The sequence below is a fragment of the Kouleothrix sp. genome (genome assembly GCF_046328425.1).
Taxonomy (GTDB): domain Bacteria; phylum Chloroflexota; class Chloroflexia; order Chloroflexales; family Roseiflexaceae; genus Kouleothrix.
The window spans coordinates 193,997-209,505 of sequence record NZ_JAXLWP010000009.1 but is presented as its reverse complement, the minus strand read 5'-3'; the positions used below and the strand labels follow the sequence as shown (position 1 = coordinate 209,505).

Sequence of the window (15,509 nt, the reverse complement as noted above, 5' to 3'; positions counted from 1 at the left end):
CACCGGCGGCCTGGCGCCGGCTCCACGCTACTCTTCCACCACAAAATTGCTCCCGACGATATCCTTGGCGCGCTTCTTTGGCTCGACCGAGCGCTGGGCCACCTCGGCCACGTGCTGAATCGGGTGGCGCGCAGTGCTGACAATCGCGATCGAAAGGCTCATGAACGGGTAGCGCGTCGGCCGGCCCTGCCGGTCGGCGGCGTCGATATAGCCGACCTTGCGCGTGGTCGGGTCGTAGAACAGCGGGCTGAGCAGATCGAAGTTGCGGATCGCGTAGGCGGCGATCGGCTCGGCGCGATCGGGCGTGGTGATCACCACAAAATCATCGCCGCCAATATGGCCCACAAAGTCGTCGTAGTTGCCCTGCTGGGCCACGGCCTCGAGCAGCACATTGGCCGTCTGGTGGATCACGGCGTCGCCCTTCAGGAAGCTGTAGGTATCGTTGTAGGCCTTGAAATTATCGATATCGGCGTAGCACACCGCGAACGGCACGCCCTGCTCGATCCGGCGGCGCAGCGCGCGCTCGATCGCGATATTGCCAGGCAGGCGCGTCGAGGGGTTGGCGCCGGCCTCGCGCTCGTAGCGGCGCAGCGCGGCGCGCACGCGCGCCTGCAGCTCGGCCGGGCTGAACGGCTTGGTCACATAATCGTCGGCGCCGAGCTGCAGGCCGCGCACTTTCTCGGGGGCGCTATCGCGCGCCGAGAGCAGAATAATCGGCGTGGTGGCGGTGGCATTGCGGGCGCGCAGCGCCCCTAGCACCGAGAAGCCGTCGATGTCAGGCAGCAGCAAGTCGAGAATGATCAGGTCGAACGATTGCTTCTGCGCGGCCATAAGCGCCGCCGCGCCATTCATCGCCTGCACCACCCGGTAGCCGTCCTGCTGCATGCGCAGCATCAGGATGCGCTGGATGTCGGCGTCGTCGTCGACGATGAGCAGCGTGGGGGTTTGGGTGTCGGCGGCGCGGGCGGCGGCAATCACGCTATTGATCCGCGACAGAAGCGCCGCGTGCGGCATGTTCAGCACCAGCAGATCGGCATGCCCATCGGTCAGCGGCTGCTGCGGCACCGCCAACAGCAGCGGGATGGTTTTGGTATCGGGGTCTTCGCGCAGCACCTTGGTGATCTGCGCGGCGCCGATCAGCGGCAGTTCGCTGTCGATCACCACCAGGTCGGGGCGCTGCGCACGCGCCAGGTCGATGCCGTCGATGCCATTGATCGCCTCAAGCACGCCGTAGCCGGCCTGGCGCAGCATTGGTGCGATCGGCGCTGCCAGGCTGGGCCAATCACCAATCAGCAGCACCACACCGTTCCCCGACGGGCTGGCATATGTTAGCTGTGCGTTTGTCGATTGTTCCATACGCGAGCCATCTAACTGTGGTTCTGGCACGTCGGGCACCGGGGTGCCCAGCGCGCGGCCGGGTGCCGGTTCGATACCCAGCAGTGTCAGCGGGACGGATATCTGAACAACCTGACCCTGCACCATATGATGCTTGAGCAATACTTCGACATAGCCGCTGATGCGCAGGTAGTTGCGCTCGATCGTATCAAGTAGATCACGCGCGGTTGGGTCGAGCGCGGCGCGCTGCGGGTGGCGCAGCAGGTCGATCGCCCCACGCAGTGCAGTGAGCGGCGATACAAGCGTATGAATAAAGCGATCTTGGTTATCCGACGACGGCTCGCTCATACTAGCACATCTGCGCAGCGTGTGGCGGCTAGCCGCCTGGCGATTGGCACGCTATGCCAGCGACGGCTCGGGCAGCAGCCGCTCGAGCTCGGCCACCAGCTCGTCCGACGCGATCGGCTTGCGCAGATAGCGCACCGCCCCGGCTGCCAGCGCGCGCGCTTCGTCGTCGCCCTGCTCGTCGCCAGCTGTCAGCACCACCACGCGCACCTGCGGCAGCTGCCGCAGCCGCCGCAGGATCTCGTAGCCATCCACATCGGGCATTCGCACGTCGAGCAGTACCAGGTCGGGCCGCTCGCGCTCGATCAGTTCCAGCCCGCTACGGCCATCGCCGGCCTCTAGCACGTCGAAGCCGCCACGGCGCAGCAGCCGCACCAGCGTCGGCCGCACATGGTAGTCGTCGTCCATCACCAGCACGCGCCGCCCCGGCGAGCCGATCAGCCGGCGCACCTGGCCAAGCAGCTCGGCGGTGGTGAAAGGCTTCGCCAGGTACGCCACGCCCAGCGCGGCGCCGCGCTCGTGCTCGCCACTGGCCGAGATCAGCAGCACCGGCAGATCGCGCGTAAGCGTGTCGCTGCGCAGTACCTGCAGCACATCAAAGCCGTCAAGGTCGGGCATCATGATGTCGAGCGCAATCAGCTTGGGCTGAAGAAAGCGCGCCAGCTGCAGCGCCGCAGCGCCACCATCGGCTTCGGCCACCTGGTAGCCGGCGCTTTCGAGCATCCCGCGCAGGATCTGGCGCGTCGCCGCGCTGTCGTCCACCACCAGCACAACCGGCAGGTTTGGGTCGACGCGCGACGCGACGATTGGCTCGCTCTGGTCGGCCAGCGGCAGGGTGAAGGTGAATGTCGCGCCCTGGCCAAGCGCACTATCGAGCCAGATCCGGCCACCGTGCTCTTCCACCAGCGCCTTGCAGATCGCCAGGCCCAGGCCGGTGCCGCCGACATTGCGCGTCAGCGAGCTGTCGATCTGGTGAAATTTCTCAAAGATCCGCACGTGGTCCTCGGGCGCAATCCCGCGCCCGTGGTCGCGCACCGCGAAATAGATCGCGCCGCTGCCCTTTCTGGCCGAAAGCTCGACCTGCTGGCCCGGCTCGGAAAACTTAATCGCATTCGAGAGCAGGTTCGTCAGGATCTGCAGCGCCCGGTCGCGATCGGTGCTCACCGGCGGCAGATCGCCGGGCGCCAGCACGACAATGCCGATGCCACGGCTCGCGGCGATCGATTCGACCTCTTGCGCGGCGGCGCGGCACAGGTCGGCCGGGTCGAGCGAGACGCGCCGCAGCTGGATCGAGCCCTGCTCGATCTTGGAGATATCGAGAATATCGTTGATCAGCCGGATCAGGCGCTCGCTATTTTTCAGCGAGATCTCGAGCAGCTCGCGGGTGCGATCGGCCAGCGCGGGCTGCTGCGGCCGGCCCAGCACCAGCTGAAGCGAGCCGCGGATCGACGTCAGCGGCGTACGCAGCTCGTGCGACACGATCGAGACAAAATCAGTCTTCATGCGCTCGACCTCGCGCTCGCGCGTGATGTCGCGGAACACCAGCATGCGCCCCAGCAGCCGGTCGTCGCTGCCCAGCACCGGCGCGCTGAAGCACTGCAGCAGCCGTGGCTCGGCGCGAATCACGTTCAGCTCGATCACCGCGCGCTCCTCGGCCGAGGCCAGCAGCGGCGTGATCCAGGCTTCAAAGGCGCGGCTATCTTCAAAGATCAGCCGGAACATGGCGCGCAGCTGCTCGGGGCTGCGCCCGATCACGTCGCGCTCGGCCAGGCCAAAGAAATACTTGGCGCGCCGGTTGATCATGGTAGCGGCGCCGCGCGGGTCGAGCATCACAATCGCGTCGTTGCTCGCGTCCACCAGCGCGCGCGTGCGCTCCTGCTCAAGCTGGCTGCCGGCCGGCTGCTGAGCACTGGCGATCCGGCTCGCCAGCATCTCGGCCAGATCGGCCAGCAGCTGCTGCTCGCCGGCCGGCAGCGTGGGCACGGCCAGCACCTGCAGCACGCCCAGCAGGCGCGCGCCGCTGATCAGCGGCAGGGCCAGCGCCGAGCGTTCGTCGGCGGCGGCGCCAGCCGGGCCGGGCCAGGCATCGCCCCAGGCCGGCGCGCGCAGCTGCGCGGCCCGCACCGCCGCCAGCGCGGCGCTACCGTCGAGCACGAGCGGCTCGGCGCGGCGCGCGCCCGGGCGCGGCAGCTCGGCGGCCGGCACAAGCTCACGCAGCTGCGGGCTGAACAGCAACACCGCGCCGCCCGCCAGGCCGAGCACGGCCAGCACCTCGGCCAGGGCGCGCTCAAGCGCTTGGCGCAGCCGATCGGCAGGCGCGCGGCCGACTGCCTCGATCGCGGCCGCGGCAGACAGCAGCCGGCGATAGGCTGGCTCGCGGATCTCGCTCATGGATCTGGCGTGCTCGCCAGCAGCGCGCCGATCTCGCTGCCGAGCGTAAATGTATCGAACGGCTTGACGATATAGCCCAGCGCGCCGAGGTGCATGCCAGCCTGCATCTCGAACTGCTGCGAGCGCGCGGTGAGAAAGATCACCGGAACGTGGCGCGTGCGCGGGTCGGCCTTGAGCTGCTGGCACACCCCCAGCCCATCGAGCCGCGGCATCATCACGTCGAGCAAGATCACGTCGAAGGGCTCGCGCCGCGCGGCCTCGAGCGCGGCAAGCCCATCGCCAACGACCGCCACCTGATGGCCATCGTCCTCCAGGGCGATGCGCGTGACGAACTGGATATCGGGCTCATCTTCGGCAAGCAAAATCTTCATACGCATTGCAGGCTGCCAAACACAGCCACCGATTGGCGGGTGGCGTCGCCGGCGAGCCAAGCCAACCATCGAACGAATCGGCGACGCTACTGCGACTCGGACTCTTCCATCAGCGCCAGCTGGCGAACCACCTCTTCGACGGCAATGCGCTGCTTGCGGTAGAAATCGGATTCGCTCATGGCCAGGCGCTCAGCGATATCGCGCGTGCGCTTGCCCTGCAGGAAGCGCAGCTCGAGGATATTGTACAGCAGCCACTCCTGCGCCGAAGGGTCGAGCTGGTCGTCGGGCCGCAGGTTCTCGATCGCCTGGCGCAGCACCGCCTGCAGCGCGCGGGTGGGGCTGCCGCCCTGATCGCCGATCAGCCGGCGCACCGTGCGCAAACCCAGCAGCGGGCTATCGGAAAGCTTCGGCCCGCCCCAGTAGTGCGTCAGCGCGTCTTTCACCAGCTGCGGGAACTCGGGCAGCAGCGCCACCTCGGCCTCAAGCGTATCGAGCGAGGCCGGCGTGGCCTGCTCGAGCCGGGTATTCAGCACCTGCAGCAGCTGCATCTCGGGGCCCATGCCGCGCAGGGTATCGAACAGCCGCTGCTGCATCTGCACCGTCGCCAACGCCAGCTCCATCTGGTGCGCCAGCACGCCGATCAGCCGGCGCGCCTCGGGCGTCAGGCCGCCCTGCGGGTAGGCCACGCCGAGCGCGCCCAGGAAATCGCCCTCGGGGCTGCGCAGCGGCAGCATGCAGAAGCCATCGTAGCGCAGAAACATGTCGAGCGGCGGGATTGCGCCAGGCTCGCCGGGCGCCGCCGCCTGCAGCCGGGGCATCATCTCATTCAGCGGGTGCTCGGCCACAAACCGCTTCACCAGGCGGCGCGCGCCCACCAGCGTTTTGACCATATAGCTATTGGCGTCGTCGGGCGCGGCCACGAACCCGGTATCGACGCGCAGCGCGCCGCAGATCACCACCAGCGTATTCTCGAGCAGGCTGCGCAGATCGGCGTAGGTGAAGGTGTTGCGTGGCAGCGTGCGCAGGTAGTCGATCTCGGCGCGATCCTGCCGGTATACCAGCGCGTCGAGGTACGGCTTGATCTTGCTGACAAATATCGGCATCAGCACAGTCATAATCATCACGCCAAAAGTGAGCAGCGTTTCGAGCGGCAGCCCAACCGTTTTCGCCAGCACCGGCGTGCTGCGCAGAAACAGAATGATCGTCACGCCGACGAACGGGCCATACAGGCCCCAGCGGATGAAGTCTTGCTTGATCAGCCGATCGGGCAGCAGCAGGCCCTGGAAGGCGATGCTGTAGACCATGATCGTGATCATCATGGCCACGCCAGCCGCGCCCATGGCCGAGAGCAGCAGCACGACGTTGTTCGACAGGAAATCGTAGGTTCCGGCGATCACCAGGTAGGGAAACACCGCCAGCCCCGGCGCCAGAAACGTCGCGCCCAGGTACGTCAGGCGCCGCCGCAGCGTTGGCGTAAGCGCCAGCCGGCGCACCTGCCACACCGCCCACAGGCCACCGCCAATCGTGATCGCGAAGTAGATCGCGAACAGCCCGAACAGCGGCCCGGCCCCGAACTGCGCCAGCGGCCCGCGCGCGATCCCGCCGCGCAGCAGCAGGTCGCCGCTGAGCGCCAGCGCAAAGAACCCCAGGCTCAGGCCGTAGCTCAGCGCCACCAGCCAGCGCCTGCGGCGGCTGAGCAGGCCGCTATAGCTCAACAGCGCGTCGGAGAGATGCACATAGCCGGCGGGCACCAGCGTAATGCCAAGCCACTGCGCGCGCAGTAAAAACTGGATCGTTGCGTCGTGCTCGGCCTGGCCAAGCAGCACATCGCCGCCGGACACAATCACTACGCCGGTCAGCAGCACGCAGAGCGCGCGCGCGATCGCGGTGTGCCAGTTCTGGAGTGCAATATAGGCCAGGAGCGAAAACGCGACGATCAGCACCGACGCCGAGAGTAGATCGTTAAGTCGCAGCAAAATGCTCGTAAGCAGAGATATTCGCTCCATATGGGTTGCTATTGTCGTAGAGGATGCACGCCGAGCTGGCATTATTATACCACGCGCTACTTTATCGCTAAGCGGCGCCGGTTTTTACCATCGGCGGCAGTGCGCGCAGGCAGATAGCCGTGCTGCGCGCATGCCGGCCTAGCCAAGCTTGGCCAGCTCCTCGGGCATGCGCAGGCCCTCGATATGTGCTACGCCGGGCGGCGCAGTGAGGTTGAAGTTGGTGATCAGGCGCTGCAAGTCGGTGAGCTTGCGCTTGTAGGCCACCTGCAAGCCCGCGCGCGCCGCTGGCGTCTGGTGCGGCCAGCGCCGGCGCGCGTCGTCGAGCCAGGCGGCCACCCGGGCGCGCTCTTCGTCGATCGCGCGGCGCGCCTCCATCCATGGCGGGGCGAACCCCGCAGTTTTAAGCATGCGGTAGCCCAGCCGATCCTCTGCCGGCACCAGCTCGTCGGCATCGAGCTGCAGCGGCTGGCCCTGGCCGGGCAGGTTGTCGAACAATCCCTCGGCCTGCGCTTTGCCGATGATCTGGTCGAGCAGGGTGTGATGATTCGGGCGGCGCAGCACCGGCGGCGCCTCGGGCCGCGCGGGCTCGTCGCGCTTTGTGTCGTCACTCATCGCGGCGCTCCTTCGGTAGCAGTCGTCATTGATTGTTCATTATATCACAAGTGTGGTAGTGCCAGACTACTTGAAGCGGATGGTAGGCGCGCCGGCGCCACGCCAGGCGGCGAGCAGGCTAGCCCTCGGCGGGCTTATCCTGCTGCTCGCGCAGAAACAGCAGGAACGTGCGAGCCTGCTTTTTGTACTCGGGCGAGAGCGCATCGTAGAGCGAAAGAAACGCATCGCGCTCGCGGCTCGAGGCCGAAAAGGTGTAGCCATCCTGCTTGGCGGCCTCGCAGATCAGGTCGAACGCGGTGGTGCGGAACACCGTGCCAAGCGCCTCGAGCTCGCTGACACGCGCGCTGGTGGCGGCCGACTCAATGCTGCCGATATACGAGCCGCTCACGCCGATCCGCGCGCCCACATCGGCCTGCGTCAGCCGATCGCGCTGGCGCTTGCGCTTGAGCACCTCGGCAATGCGTTCATTCAAGCTGGCCATGTTGTCCTCCCAAATGCTGGCATTTGCACTGCGCACAAAGCATACCATGCAGCCTCTGGCGCGTCCAATCTCGCCCTGCCACCTCTTCCGGCTGCGAAAGCGGGCCAGGTGGCGGGGTCAAAGAGCGCGCACGAGCCCCGGCAGCATCCGCCCGGTTGCCCGTGATCGCGCTGTATGCTAAAATGAACGAAATGACATGGTGCGCGACGCCTGCTGAGGAGCGAGTGTATGCCCGATCAACCCGCCCGTAATCCGGCGATCATCCTGGTGGAAGATGAGCCAGATATTCTGATCATCCTGCATCGGCTGATGCGCGATCTCACCGGCGGCTACGATATTGTCACGGTCAACGGCGGCGCCCAGGCGCTGGCCCAGATCGCGCTGCGCCGCGTACCACTCGTGATCACCGACTACAACATGCCCGGCATGAATGGGCTGCAGCTCACCGACGCGATCAAGGAAACCTCGCCCGAGACGCGCGTGGTGCTGATCACGGCCTACGCCACGCCCGAGCTCGAAAAACGCGCGCGCGAGCACCGCGTCGATCACTACCTGCCCAAGCCATTCCCGCTCGACCGGCTCGAGCAGATCGTGCGCGACGTGCTGCGCTGAGCAGCGGGCTTTCAGCGGCGTTTCAGTTTCACGCCATTGTTTCAAGCTTTCTAGCGCGGTAGCATGCCACTCGGCTATGCAGCCGCGCTTTTTTGTGCCTGCAACCGCAGGGCTTATGCGGTGGGGGTCTCGGGCCGGCTTCGCCGCACCAGAATAATGTCTCGGAAGGTCTGCGACCCTCCAGACACCCGCGCGGGGGCCGACCGCCAAAGCCTATCATCAGGAGCTGCTCAATGCTGCAATCGTACCCGGGGCTGTTGCTTGTCGCGATGATTATCCTCACGCTGATCCTGCTGCCCTACCTCAACGACGACCGGCCGCGCGAGCGCACCGGCCGCACCGAAGAGCTGCATATCAAGCGCAAGCACGATTCGTAGAGGCTGCGAGATGCGTTGCAGTGTGGCGGTTTCGGCCCCCCCCCCCCCACGCTGCCTTTTGCGCTCGCTCCGCTGGCGGGCGAGCGGGCCGAAGGGCACTGCGCGAGCCCTGGGCGAAGGCGCCCGGTTCTTGACTCCGCAGGATCGGCGTGCTACGATCGGGCGTACCCTCCAGCGCAGCGCTCTGGCGGCTGCGCGCCACCCGAGGAGCTGCCTGTGGCCACGAACGACCCCACCAGCGGCACGCCGCCGATGATCGGGCGGCAGCTCAGCATCCGCGATTGGCTTGCCTATATTGCTGGCTACCAGTTCGGCGCAGTCGCGCCCTCGCGGCTGGTGCTGCACCACACCTTTGTCCCGACCGTCGCGCAGTGGGCCGGCCTGCGCTCGATGCAGGGCATGCAGCGCTTCTACGCGGGCAAAGGCTGGAGCGCCGCGCCGCATGTGTACGCCGCGCCCGACGGGATCTGGCTGTTCACGCCGCTCAAGGATGTCGGCATCCACGCCGGCACCGGCAATTCGGGCTACACCAACGGCGCATTCTGGTACTCGATCGGCCTCGAGATGGTTGGCAACTACGACAGCGCGCGGCCGAGCGGCGCGGTGTGGGAGAACGCCAAGGCGGTGATGGGCGGCATCGCGAAGCGCCTGGCGATCGCACCGCGCCAGCTGATCTCGTTCCACCGCGACTACACCAACCAGAAGAGCTGCCCCGGCTGGGCCGTGACCAAAGACTGGGTGTTTGGCGAGGTCGATGCGTGGCTGGCCAACACCACCCCGCCGCCGCCGCCGCCGCCTGGCCCGATCGGCACACCCACCCCGGATCGCGAGGCGCTGATCGAGGCGCTGATGGAAGAAAGCTACAAGCGCCGCGGCGAGGGCTACAACAGCGACTGGGCGTTTCACCAGTACGCCGTGCAGAATGGCCTGGGCTTTCCGATCGGCCGCAGCGCCCAGCTACAGGCCGACGGCAAGAGCTACGCCCACCAGCCGTTCGCGCGCGACACGCTCTACAACGAGGTGCCAAACTGGGGCGACGTGCGGCGCCTCTCCGAGCTGCTGCGCGGCAGCATCCCGCCGGGCGGGCTCGGGCGCGCGCTGCTCGACGCGACCTACCGCGCCGGCGGAGCGACATTCCACGCCGACTGGGCCTTCCACCAGTACGCGATGATCAGCAAGCTCGGCCCGCCGCTCGGCGAAAGCGCGACTATCACCGTCGACGGCGCACAGTACAGCTTCCAGGTGTTCGCGCTCGACACGCTCTACAATCGCGTGCCAAACTGGAGCGACATTCACCGCGTCAGCGAGCTGGCCGCCAGCGCCGACGCCGCCTCGGTGCGATTGCGCGACGCGCTGCTGACACAAACATACGCCCGCTCGGGCGCGGTGTACCACCCCGACTGGGCATTTCACCAGCTGGCGCGCAGCTGGAACTTGGGCGCGCCGCTGTCGGATTCGTACCGCGTGGCGGTGGGGTCGGCGCAGTACGCGATCCAGGTGTACGCCACCGATACGCTGTATAACGTGGTGCCAAACTGGAGCGACGTGCGCCGGCTCAGCCAGCTGGTTGCCGGCGCGCCGGCCCGCCCGGCCGTGCTCTCGGATCGCCTGGCGCCACGCGCCGCCGCCAGCGAGCCCGGCGCCGCGCCGTTCCACATCCTGCAGTATGGCGCGCCCGAGGCAATGCCAACCGCGTTCGGCGCGCGCAGCGGCTCGAAGATCGCCCTGATCGTGCTGCACAGCGACGCCGGCCCGGCCGACGCCGCGCTGGCAGGCTACCTCAGCCCCGAGGCGCGCGCCATGCCGCACTACTATGTTGCCGCCGACGGCGCAATCTACCAGCTGGTGGACGACGATCTGGCGGCCTGGCACGCCGGCATGGCCGAGTGGCGCGGGCGCGAGCAGAACATCAACCGCGTGAGCCTGGGCATTGCCGCCGAGCGCGGGCCGGCGGGCTATGCCGACGGCCAGCTCGACGCGCTGGCCTGGCTCGTAGGCACGCTGCGCGCGCGCCATGGCCTGCCGGCCGACGCGCTACGGCGCTGGAGCGACCTGAGCCCGGACGACCCGAACGACCCGGCCGAATTTCCATGGGCGCGGCTCCAGCAGCGCCTGAGCGAACGGAGGTAGCAATGGCAGGCCTTCGCGATGAGCTGAACACAAACTACATCCAGGTGTCGGCGGCCGACACTGTCGCGGCGGTGTATGGCATGCTCGGCGGCCAACAGGCCGAGCGCAGCTACCGCTATGTCGTCTGGCCCGCCGACGGCGCCCAGTTTATCGTGGTGCGCTGGAACGAGATCGAGCAGATCGGCGCGGCCAACCCGCAGGCCACGCTGGACAGCCCGATCGGCGCGCTGGCCGGGCTGCCCGCGCCAGTGGCAGCGATCGAGATCGACAGCATGGGCCTGCGCCAGGCGCGCGAGCTGCGCGACGAGCAGCCCGGCCGGCGGCTGGTGGTGCTAGCGAATGGCGCGGTAGTGGGGCTGCTGACCCGCGAGTACTACGCCGCCGACGGCGCCACCGCCGACCCGTTCGCGCGCGGCGCGGCGGGCCGCCCGCGCGTGCTGATCGACGACGCGCCATCCAAGCGCGGGCAACCCCAGGGCCTGCCGCGCACCACGCCGGCCGAGGCCGCGCCGACCGGCGCCGCGCCCGACGACGAAGCCGCGCCCGACACGCGCGTGATCAACGGCTGGGTCGACGGCGTGAGCGATACAATGCCCATGCAGGTATTCGTGCCGTACGAGCTGAAGTTCGACGTAGACCAGCCGCGCGCGGATGCCCAGCTGATCGTAGGCGGGGGCGGGGCGCTCGGCACGAACATCAAGCGCTACGCCGCCGGCAAAAAGCTGGTCAAGATCCTGATCACGCTCGACCCCGGCGACTTTACGCTGTACGGCGTCGACACGCAAGAGATCGTGGTGCCGACCGAGCCGAACATCGCGTCGAGGAATACCATCACCTTCACGATCGAGGCCAGCAAGACCGGCCCGAACACGCTGAACGCGATCATCTACATCAACGGCAACCTGTTCCAGCGCGTCAAGCTGACGGCGCAGGTAGGCGAGCAGCTGCCGCGCGGCGCCGAGGCGGTGAGCACCGAAGCCAGGGGCCTGACATTCACGAGCGCGGCGGCGCTGCCCGAGCGCCCGCAGGGCCAGACGGTGAACGTGGTGATCATCAACCAGGGCAACGGCTACCAGATCCTGGTGCAGGGCGGCGGCGTGGCACGCGCCCGCCTCAACATCACCGAAAATGCGCTGGCCGACTGGGTGAAGAACGCGCGCGAGACGCTGTTCAACATTGTGCATATGCAGAACGCTGCCGGCGAGGCGGTGTACCAGAACGACAGCACCACGATCGACGAGATCTCGCACAAAGAAGCCATGAAGCAGCTAGCTAGCGCCGGCGCGCTGCTGTTCGATAACCTGTTCCGCAATAACCTCGACGTAAACGCCCAGAACATGGGCAAGCTGCTGACGAGTCTGTCGCGCCAGAACCAGCTCAACATCCAGATCGTCGCCGAGCGCTTCTTTTTCCCGTGGGCGTTTATCTTCGACGGCGACGACGATGATCTCGAGAACCCCAGCCCCGAGCATTTCTGGGGCCTCAAGCACGTCATCGAGTACCTGCCCGAGTTTTCGGTTGGCGACCTGGTAAACTTCGTGCCGACGATCAGCGTCGGCGATACGGTGGACGTGGCGTTCGTGTGCAATAACACGATCGACAGCGACTTCACCGAGTTCGACCCGCCGCTGGTGCGCCGCCAGCGCGAGTTTCTGCGCGGGCTGCCGGGCGTCAGCGTGAGCGATTACCCCACCACTACCGATCTGCTGAAGCTGCTGCGCGGCCCCGACAGCCCACCGCTGATCTATTTCTACTGCCACGCCCTGAGCATGCAGACGGGCGAGGAGGGCGGCACCGACTACTCGCGCATCTCGCTGAGCGATGGGCGGCTGACGCTGGCCGAGGCCAAGCAGAAGACCCGCTCGGCGGCCGAGCCGCTGCGGCAGGCGCCGCTGGTGTTCCTGAACGCCTGCGAGAGCGCCGAGCTCAGCCCGTTCCTGTACGACGGCTGGGTGCCGTTTTTGCTGCTGCGCGGCGCGCGCGGCGTGCTTGGCACCGAGGTCGAGACGCCGGCAGCCTTCGGAGCCGAGTTCGGCCAGGAGTTCCTCAAGCGCTTCACCGCCGGCGGCCAGCCAGTGGGCAAGCTGCTGCGCGACCTGCGCATGGAGTACGCCACCAAGAAGAATAACATTATGGGGCTGCTGTACGCGCTGTATAGCAATGGCGAGGTGGCGATTGCGCGCGGCGCCTGAGCCGGCGAACTGCCTGCTAGTGCAGTAACTCCGTCTGATCCCTTATAAAGCAGGCGATCAGCCGGATTTGGTATAATACTCTTTAGTGTCTATCCGTAAATTGCCATGTCACACAAAATATGGGCGCAGGCAAGTTGCACCAAGGCTAACCAATTGCTGGCCTTCTTACACCAGCGGGTGCGCAGGCTGCGGCGCTTGAGTAACCAGTTGAAGGTGCGCTCAACCACCCACCGCCGCGCCGGAAAACCAGCTTCGCCTGGCACGTCACCAGCCGGCGCAGCCGCTTCGCCGCGTCGTCGCCGATGTTTGATGTGCGGCGTATAGCCGCTCTCCAGGACAAAGGTATGCACATCACTGTAGTCATAGCCGCGATCGGCACAGAAGTGTTGCTGCTGTGTCGGTCGTTTCGCCGCAATCGTGACCACCAGCTCGCGCACCATCGTTTTGTCGGCTGCATTTGCCCCGGTGATCCGCACGGCGATGGGTGCACCGCGCTGATCGACCACCAGGTGGATTTTGCTGCCTGAACGCGCACGGTCGGTCGGATTCTTTCCAGTCGCTTGGCCGCCCAGTGGCGCCGCACCACTACGGCTGTCAATCGATTGCCAGGTCCACTGGATGTGGCGCGTGCGGTTGTAAAAGCGTAGCAGCACCTCCAGTATTTTGGCGAAGCGGCCTTGCTGCTCCCAGACTTGAAAGCGGTCGTGGATGACCGAGCTGCAAACGCCAAACCACGAACGATGGACGGCTTTCCATTGGCAGCCGGTCCACAGGACATACCAGATGCCATTGATAATCGCGCGGGTGTCAGCCCTCGGTCGTCCCGGGCCACGACGGACCGGTTGTTTGGGGAGCAAGCGCTTGATTTTGCGCCACAGCGGGCGTGGCACACGAAAGTAGTCAACGTTCTTCGGTTTTGTGCTAGGATAGCGCATGGCGTAGCCTTTCTGACGATACCGATCTGCACCAGTATTGTCGGGCGGCTACGTCTCGTTGTCCACCCCTCCCCATTTACGGATAGACACTTAGGGCTTACGCAATTGCGCTGTTCGGCTTCCCGAAGCCGTGCATGTTGACGGTACTTTTTGATCATCGTGTGTCCATTTTCCGCGCTACGCGCGGAAAATGGACACGTCCAAAAGCAAAGTACCGCTTTTTTCAAGGGGCTTCTACTACACCATATGAGTGATCAGCCAACCATCTACGAGCTCGCCGGCGGCGACGCAGCGTTTCGCGCGCTGGTCGAGCATTTCTACGCGCGGATCGAGCGCGACCCGCTGCTGCGCCCGATGTTTCCGGCCGACCTAGCGCCGGGCAAACAAGGCCAGTTTCTATTCATCGCGCAGTACTTTGGCGGGCCGGCGCGCTACAGCGCCGAGCGCGGGCACCCGCGGCTGCGCATGCGCCACGCGCCGTTCGCGATCGGCCAGGCCGAGCGCGACGCCTGGCTCGGGCACATGCTCGCGGCGATCGACGAGGTGGGCTTTGCCGAGCCGGTGCGCGGCGCCCTGCGCGAGTATTTTGAGCGCGCCGCCACCTTTATGATCAACCGGCAGGCGCTGCCGGGCATCGAGCTGACAGGCTAGGCTGGCGCGGCGAGGTGCCGTGGTATCTCGCAAGGCCAGCAGCAGCACCAAAGCACAGCGTGCCGGGGCGGCAAAGCCGCCCCGGCACGCTGTGCTTTGGGCCTACTCATGCGCGCCGCTTGGTTCGGCGGCACGCGCCCTGTGCCACGCCTAGAAATGCGACTCGGGCACGTCGTCGCCGCCCCAATCCTGATACCAGCGGTACGTCTCGGAGATCTCGTACGAGCTAGCGTCGCTGTAGCCATACACGTGCAGCCGCCAGGCGCCAACGCCGCCCCAGCCGTACACGCTCTCGTTCGCCCCCGCGCCATTGACGCTGCGCGCCATCTCGCTGAAGCCGCGATACAGATACAGATCGGGGTCGCCGCCCGTCCAGGTAAGGTTGGCCCAGGTATCGATCACGTTGTCGTCGAACAGGCTCCAGATATCGCAGGTGCCGCGCGCCACCGACGGGTCGATGGTATAGCTCAGGAAGTAAGGCACGCGCGGCTTGAGGCTGTCGAGCACCTCGATCTCGATCAGCCGGTCGCGGCGCAGGTTGGGCTTGCAGGCGTCGTGCTGGGGCCGCGGGTCGGAGGCGGCGCGGATCAGGTCGCGGCGCTCATCCGCATCCACCGCATCCATGAAGGCCGAGTCGGAGAGCTTGCGGATGGCGTCGGCCTGGCGGCGCAGGCGCTCGTTCTGGCGCCGGCAGGCTTCGGCTTGCTGCTCGAACAGCTGCTCGTAGTCTTTGTCGGTGCCAGGGGCGATCTGCATGGCGATGACGCTGGCCTCGGCGGCGAAACGGTCGACCGACTCGGGCGGGCCGCTGACGTAGATGCGGAAGTTGCCCAGGCCCTGCGGGTTCGAGAAGTAGGCGATGCCGGTGACATAGCCGTCGTGCTTGAGGTACTCTTTGTACTCGATCGGGATGCCCTTGCGCTCGGGTGTATAGCCGCGCGTGGCAGATGCTTTGCTCATGCGAACCTCCTCGGTGCTGAGAGCTGCCTGTCTCCTAGATCACTAAACGCCCAATTGGCGGCTTTTTGGGCATGCGCGCCGCAGTGCGACACAGGCTGTGTAGTAAACATA

Annotated in this window: 13 protein-coding genes; 5 read left to right on the top strand and 8 right to left on the bottom strand. The window is 66.4% G+C overall.

The features are described from left to right. Positions 1–27: 27 nt before the first annotated feature. The 6 genes from U0177_RS10505 to U0177_RS10480 all read right to left on the bottom strand — a co-directional run bounded on the left by U0177_RS10505 (position 28) and on the right by U0177_RS10480 (position 7,541). On the bottom strand, positions 28–1,683 hold the full coding sequence (locus tag U0177_RS10505; RefSeq protein WP_409570577.1) for a response regulator: 1,656 nt from the start codon (positions 1,681–1,683) through the stop codon (positions 28–30). A 51-nt stretch (positions 1,684–1,734) separates the two neighbouring features. Further along, on the bottom strand, positions 1,735–4,071 hold the full coding sequence (locus U0177_RS10500) for a response regulator (RefSeq protein ID WP_409570576.1): 2,337 nt from the start codon (positions 4,069–4,071) through the stop codon (positions 1,735–1,737). Next, positions 4,068–4,442 (bottom strand): response regulator transcription factor, encoded by a 375-nt coding sequence (locus U0177_RS10495; RefSeq protein ID WP_409570575.1) that lies wholly within the window; start codon positions 4,440–4,442, stop codon positions 4,068–4,070. Before U0177_RS10495 ends, U0177_RS10500 begins: the two co-directional genes overlap by 4 nt. 86 nt (positions 4,443–4,528) lie before the next feature. Then, complete coding sequence (locus tag U0177_RS10490) at positions 4,529–6,418, bottom strand: hypothetical protein (protein WP_409570574.1); 1,890 nt, start codon at positions 6,416–6,418, stop codon at positions 4,529–4,531. A gap of 168 nt (positions 6,419–6,586) precedes the next feature. Continuing rightward, complete coding sequence (locus U0177_RS10485; protein WP_409570573.1) at positions 6,587–7,060, bottom strand: DUF1992 domain-containing protein; 474 nt, start codon at positions 7,058–7,060, stop codon at positions 6,587–6,589. Positions 7,061–7,178: 118 nt separating this feature from the next. Beyond that, the gene (locus U0177_RS10480) at positions 7,179–7,541 is read right to left on the bottom strand and encodes a helix-turn-helix domain-containing protein (protein WP_409570572.1); all 363 of its coding nucleotides are present in this window, start codon (positions 7,539–7,541) and stop codon (positions 7,179–7,181) included. 228 nt (positions 7,542–7,769) lie between these two features. Here U0177_RS10480 and U0177_RS10475 point away from each other — a divergent pair, with 228 nt between their 5' ends. The 4 genes from U0177_RS10475 to U0177_RS10460 all read left to right on the top strand — a co-directional run bounded on the left by U0177_RS10475 (position 7,770) and on the right by U0177_RS10460 (position 12,852). Further along, positions 7,770–8,153 carry a response regulator gene (locus tag U0177_RS10475; RefSeq protein WP_409570571.1) on the top strand — a complete coding sequence of 128 codons (384 nt, stop codon included), beginning with the start codon at positions 7,770–7,772 and terminating at the stop codon, positions 8,151–8,153. Between the two features lie 233 nt (positions 8,154–8,386). Then, positions 8,387–8,530 carry a hypothetical protein gene (locus U0177_RS10470; RefSeq protein WP_409570570.1) on the top strand — a complete coding sequence of 48 codons (144 nt, stop codon included), beginning with the start codon at positions 8,387–8,389 and terminating at the stop codon, positions 8,528–8,530. 216 nt (positions 8,531–8,746) lie between these two features. Then, positions 8,747–10,660: an N-acetylmuramoyl-L-alanine amidase gene (locus U0177_RS10465; protein WP_409570569.1), complete on the top strand. Its 1,914-nt coding sequence runs from the start codon at positions 8,747–8,749 to the stop codon at positions 10,658–10,660. Between the two features lie 2 nt (positions 10,661–10,662). Continuing rightward, a complete protein-coding gene (locus U0177_RS10460; protein ID WP_409570568.1) occupies positions 10,663–12,852 on the top strand; it encodes a CHAT domain-containing protein in 2,190 nt (729 codons plus the stop codon). 89 nt (positions 12,853–12,941) lie between these two features. Here the strand turns inward: U0177_RS10460 and U0177_RS10455 are convergent, their stop codons facing one another. Next, the gene (locus tag U0177_RS10455; protein WP_409568944.1) at positions 12,942–13,787 is read right to left on the bottom strand and encodes an IS5 family transposase; all 846 of its coding nucleotides are present in this window, start codon (positions 13,785–13,787) and stop codon (positions 12,942–12,944) included. A 246-nt stretch (positions 13,788–14,033) separates the two neighbouring features. Between U0177_RS10455 and U0177_RS10450 the strand changes: the two genes are divergently transcribed. Then, on the top strand, positions 14,034–14,438 hold the full coding sequence (locus tag U0177_RS10450) for a globin (RefSeq protein ID WP_409570567.1): 405 nt from the start codon (positions 14,034–14,036) through the stop codon (positions 14,436–14,438). A 150-nt stretch (positions 14,439–14,588) separates the two neighbouring features. Here the strand turns inward: U0177_RS10450 and U0177_RS10445 are convergent, their stop codons facing one another. Then, positions 14,589–15,398 (bottom strand): hypothetical protein, encoded by an 810-nt coding sequence (locus tag U0177_RS10445; protein ID WP_409570566.1) that lies wholly within the window; start codon positions 15,396–15,398, stop codon positions 14,589–14,591. Between the last annotated feature and the right edge of the window lie 111 nt (positions 15,399–15,509).

Bases quoted from the DNA above. Each gene is read 5' to 3' on its own strand.
- U0177_RS10495 (WP_409570575.1), bottom strand. From the start codon at position 4,442: ATGAAGATTTTGCTTGCCGAAGATGAGCCCGATATCCAGTTCGTCACG.
- U0177_RS10445 (WP_409570566.1), bottom strand. From the start codon at position 15,398: ATGAGCAAAGCATCTGCCACGCGCGGCTATACACCCGAGCGCAAGGGC.
- U0177_RS10505 (WP_409570577.1), bottom strand. From the start codon at position 1,683: ATGAGCGAGCCGTCGTCGGATAACCAAGATCGCTTTATTCATACGCTT.
- U0177_RS10475 (WP_409570571.1), top strand. From the start codon at position 7,770: ATGCCCGATCAACCCGCCCGTAATCCGGCGATCATCCTGGTGGAAGAT.
- U0177_RS10480 (WP_409570572.1), bottom strand. From the start codon at position 7,541: ATGGCCAGCTTGAATGAACGCATTGCCGAGGTGCTCAAGCGCAAGCGC.
- U0177_RS10500 (WP_409570576.1), bottom strand. From the start codon at position 4,071: ATGAGCGAGATCCGCGAGCCAGCCTATCGCCGGCTGCTGTCTGCCGCG.
- U0177_RS10485 (WP_409570573.1), bottom strand. From the start codon at position 7,060: ATGAGTGACGACACAAAGCGCGACGAGCCCGCGCGGCCCGAGGCGCCG.
- U0177_RS10450 (WP_409570567.1), top strand. From the start codon at position 14,034: ATGAGTGATCAGCCAACCATCTACGAGCTCGCCGGCGGCGACGCAGCG.
- U0177_RS10470 (WP_409570570.1), top strand. From the start codon at position 8,387: ATGCTGCAATCGTACCCGGGGCTGTTGCTTGTCGCGATGATTATCCTC.
- U0177_RS10455 (WP_409568944.1), bottom strand. From the start codon at position 13,787: ATGCGCTATCCTAGCACAAAACCGAAGAACGTTGACTACTTTCGTGTG.
- U0177_RS10460 (WP_409570568.1), top strand. From the start codon at position 10,663: ATGGCAGGCCTTCGCGATGAGCTGAACACAAACTACATCCAGGTGTCG.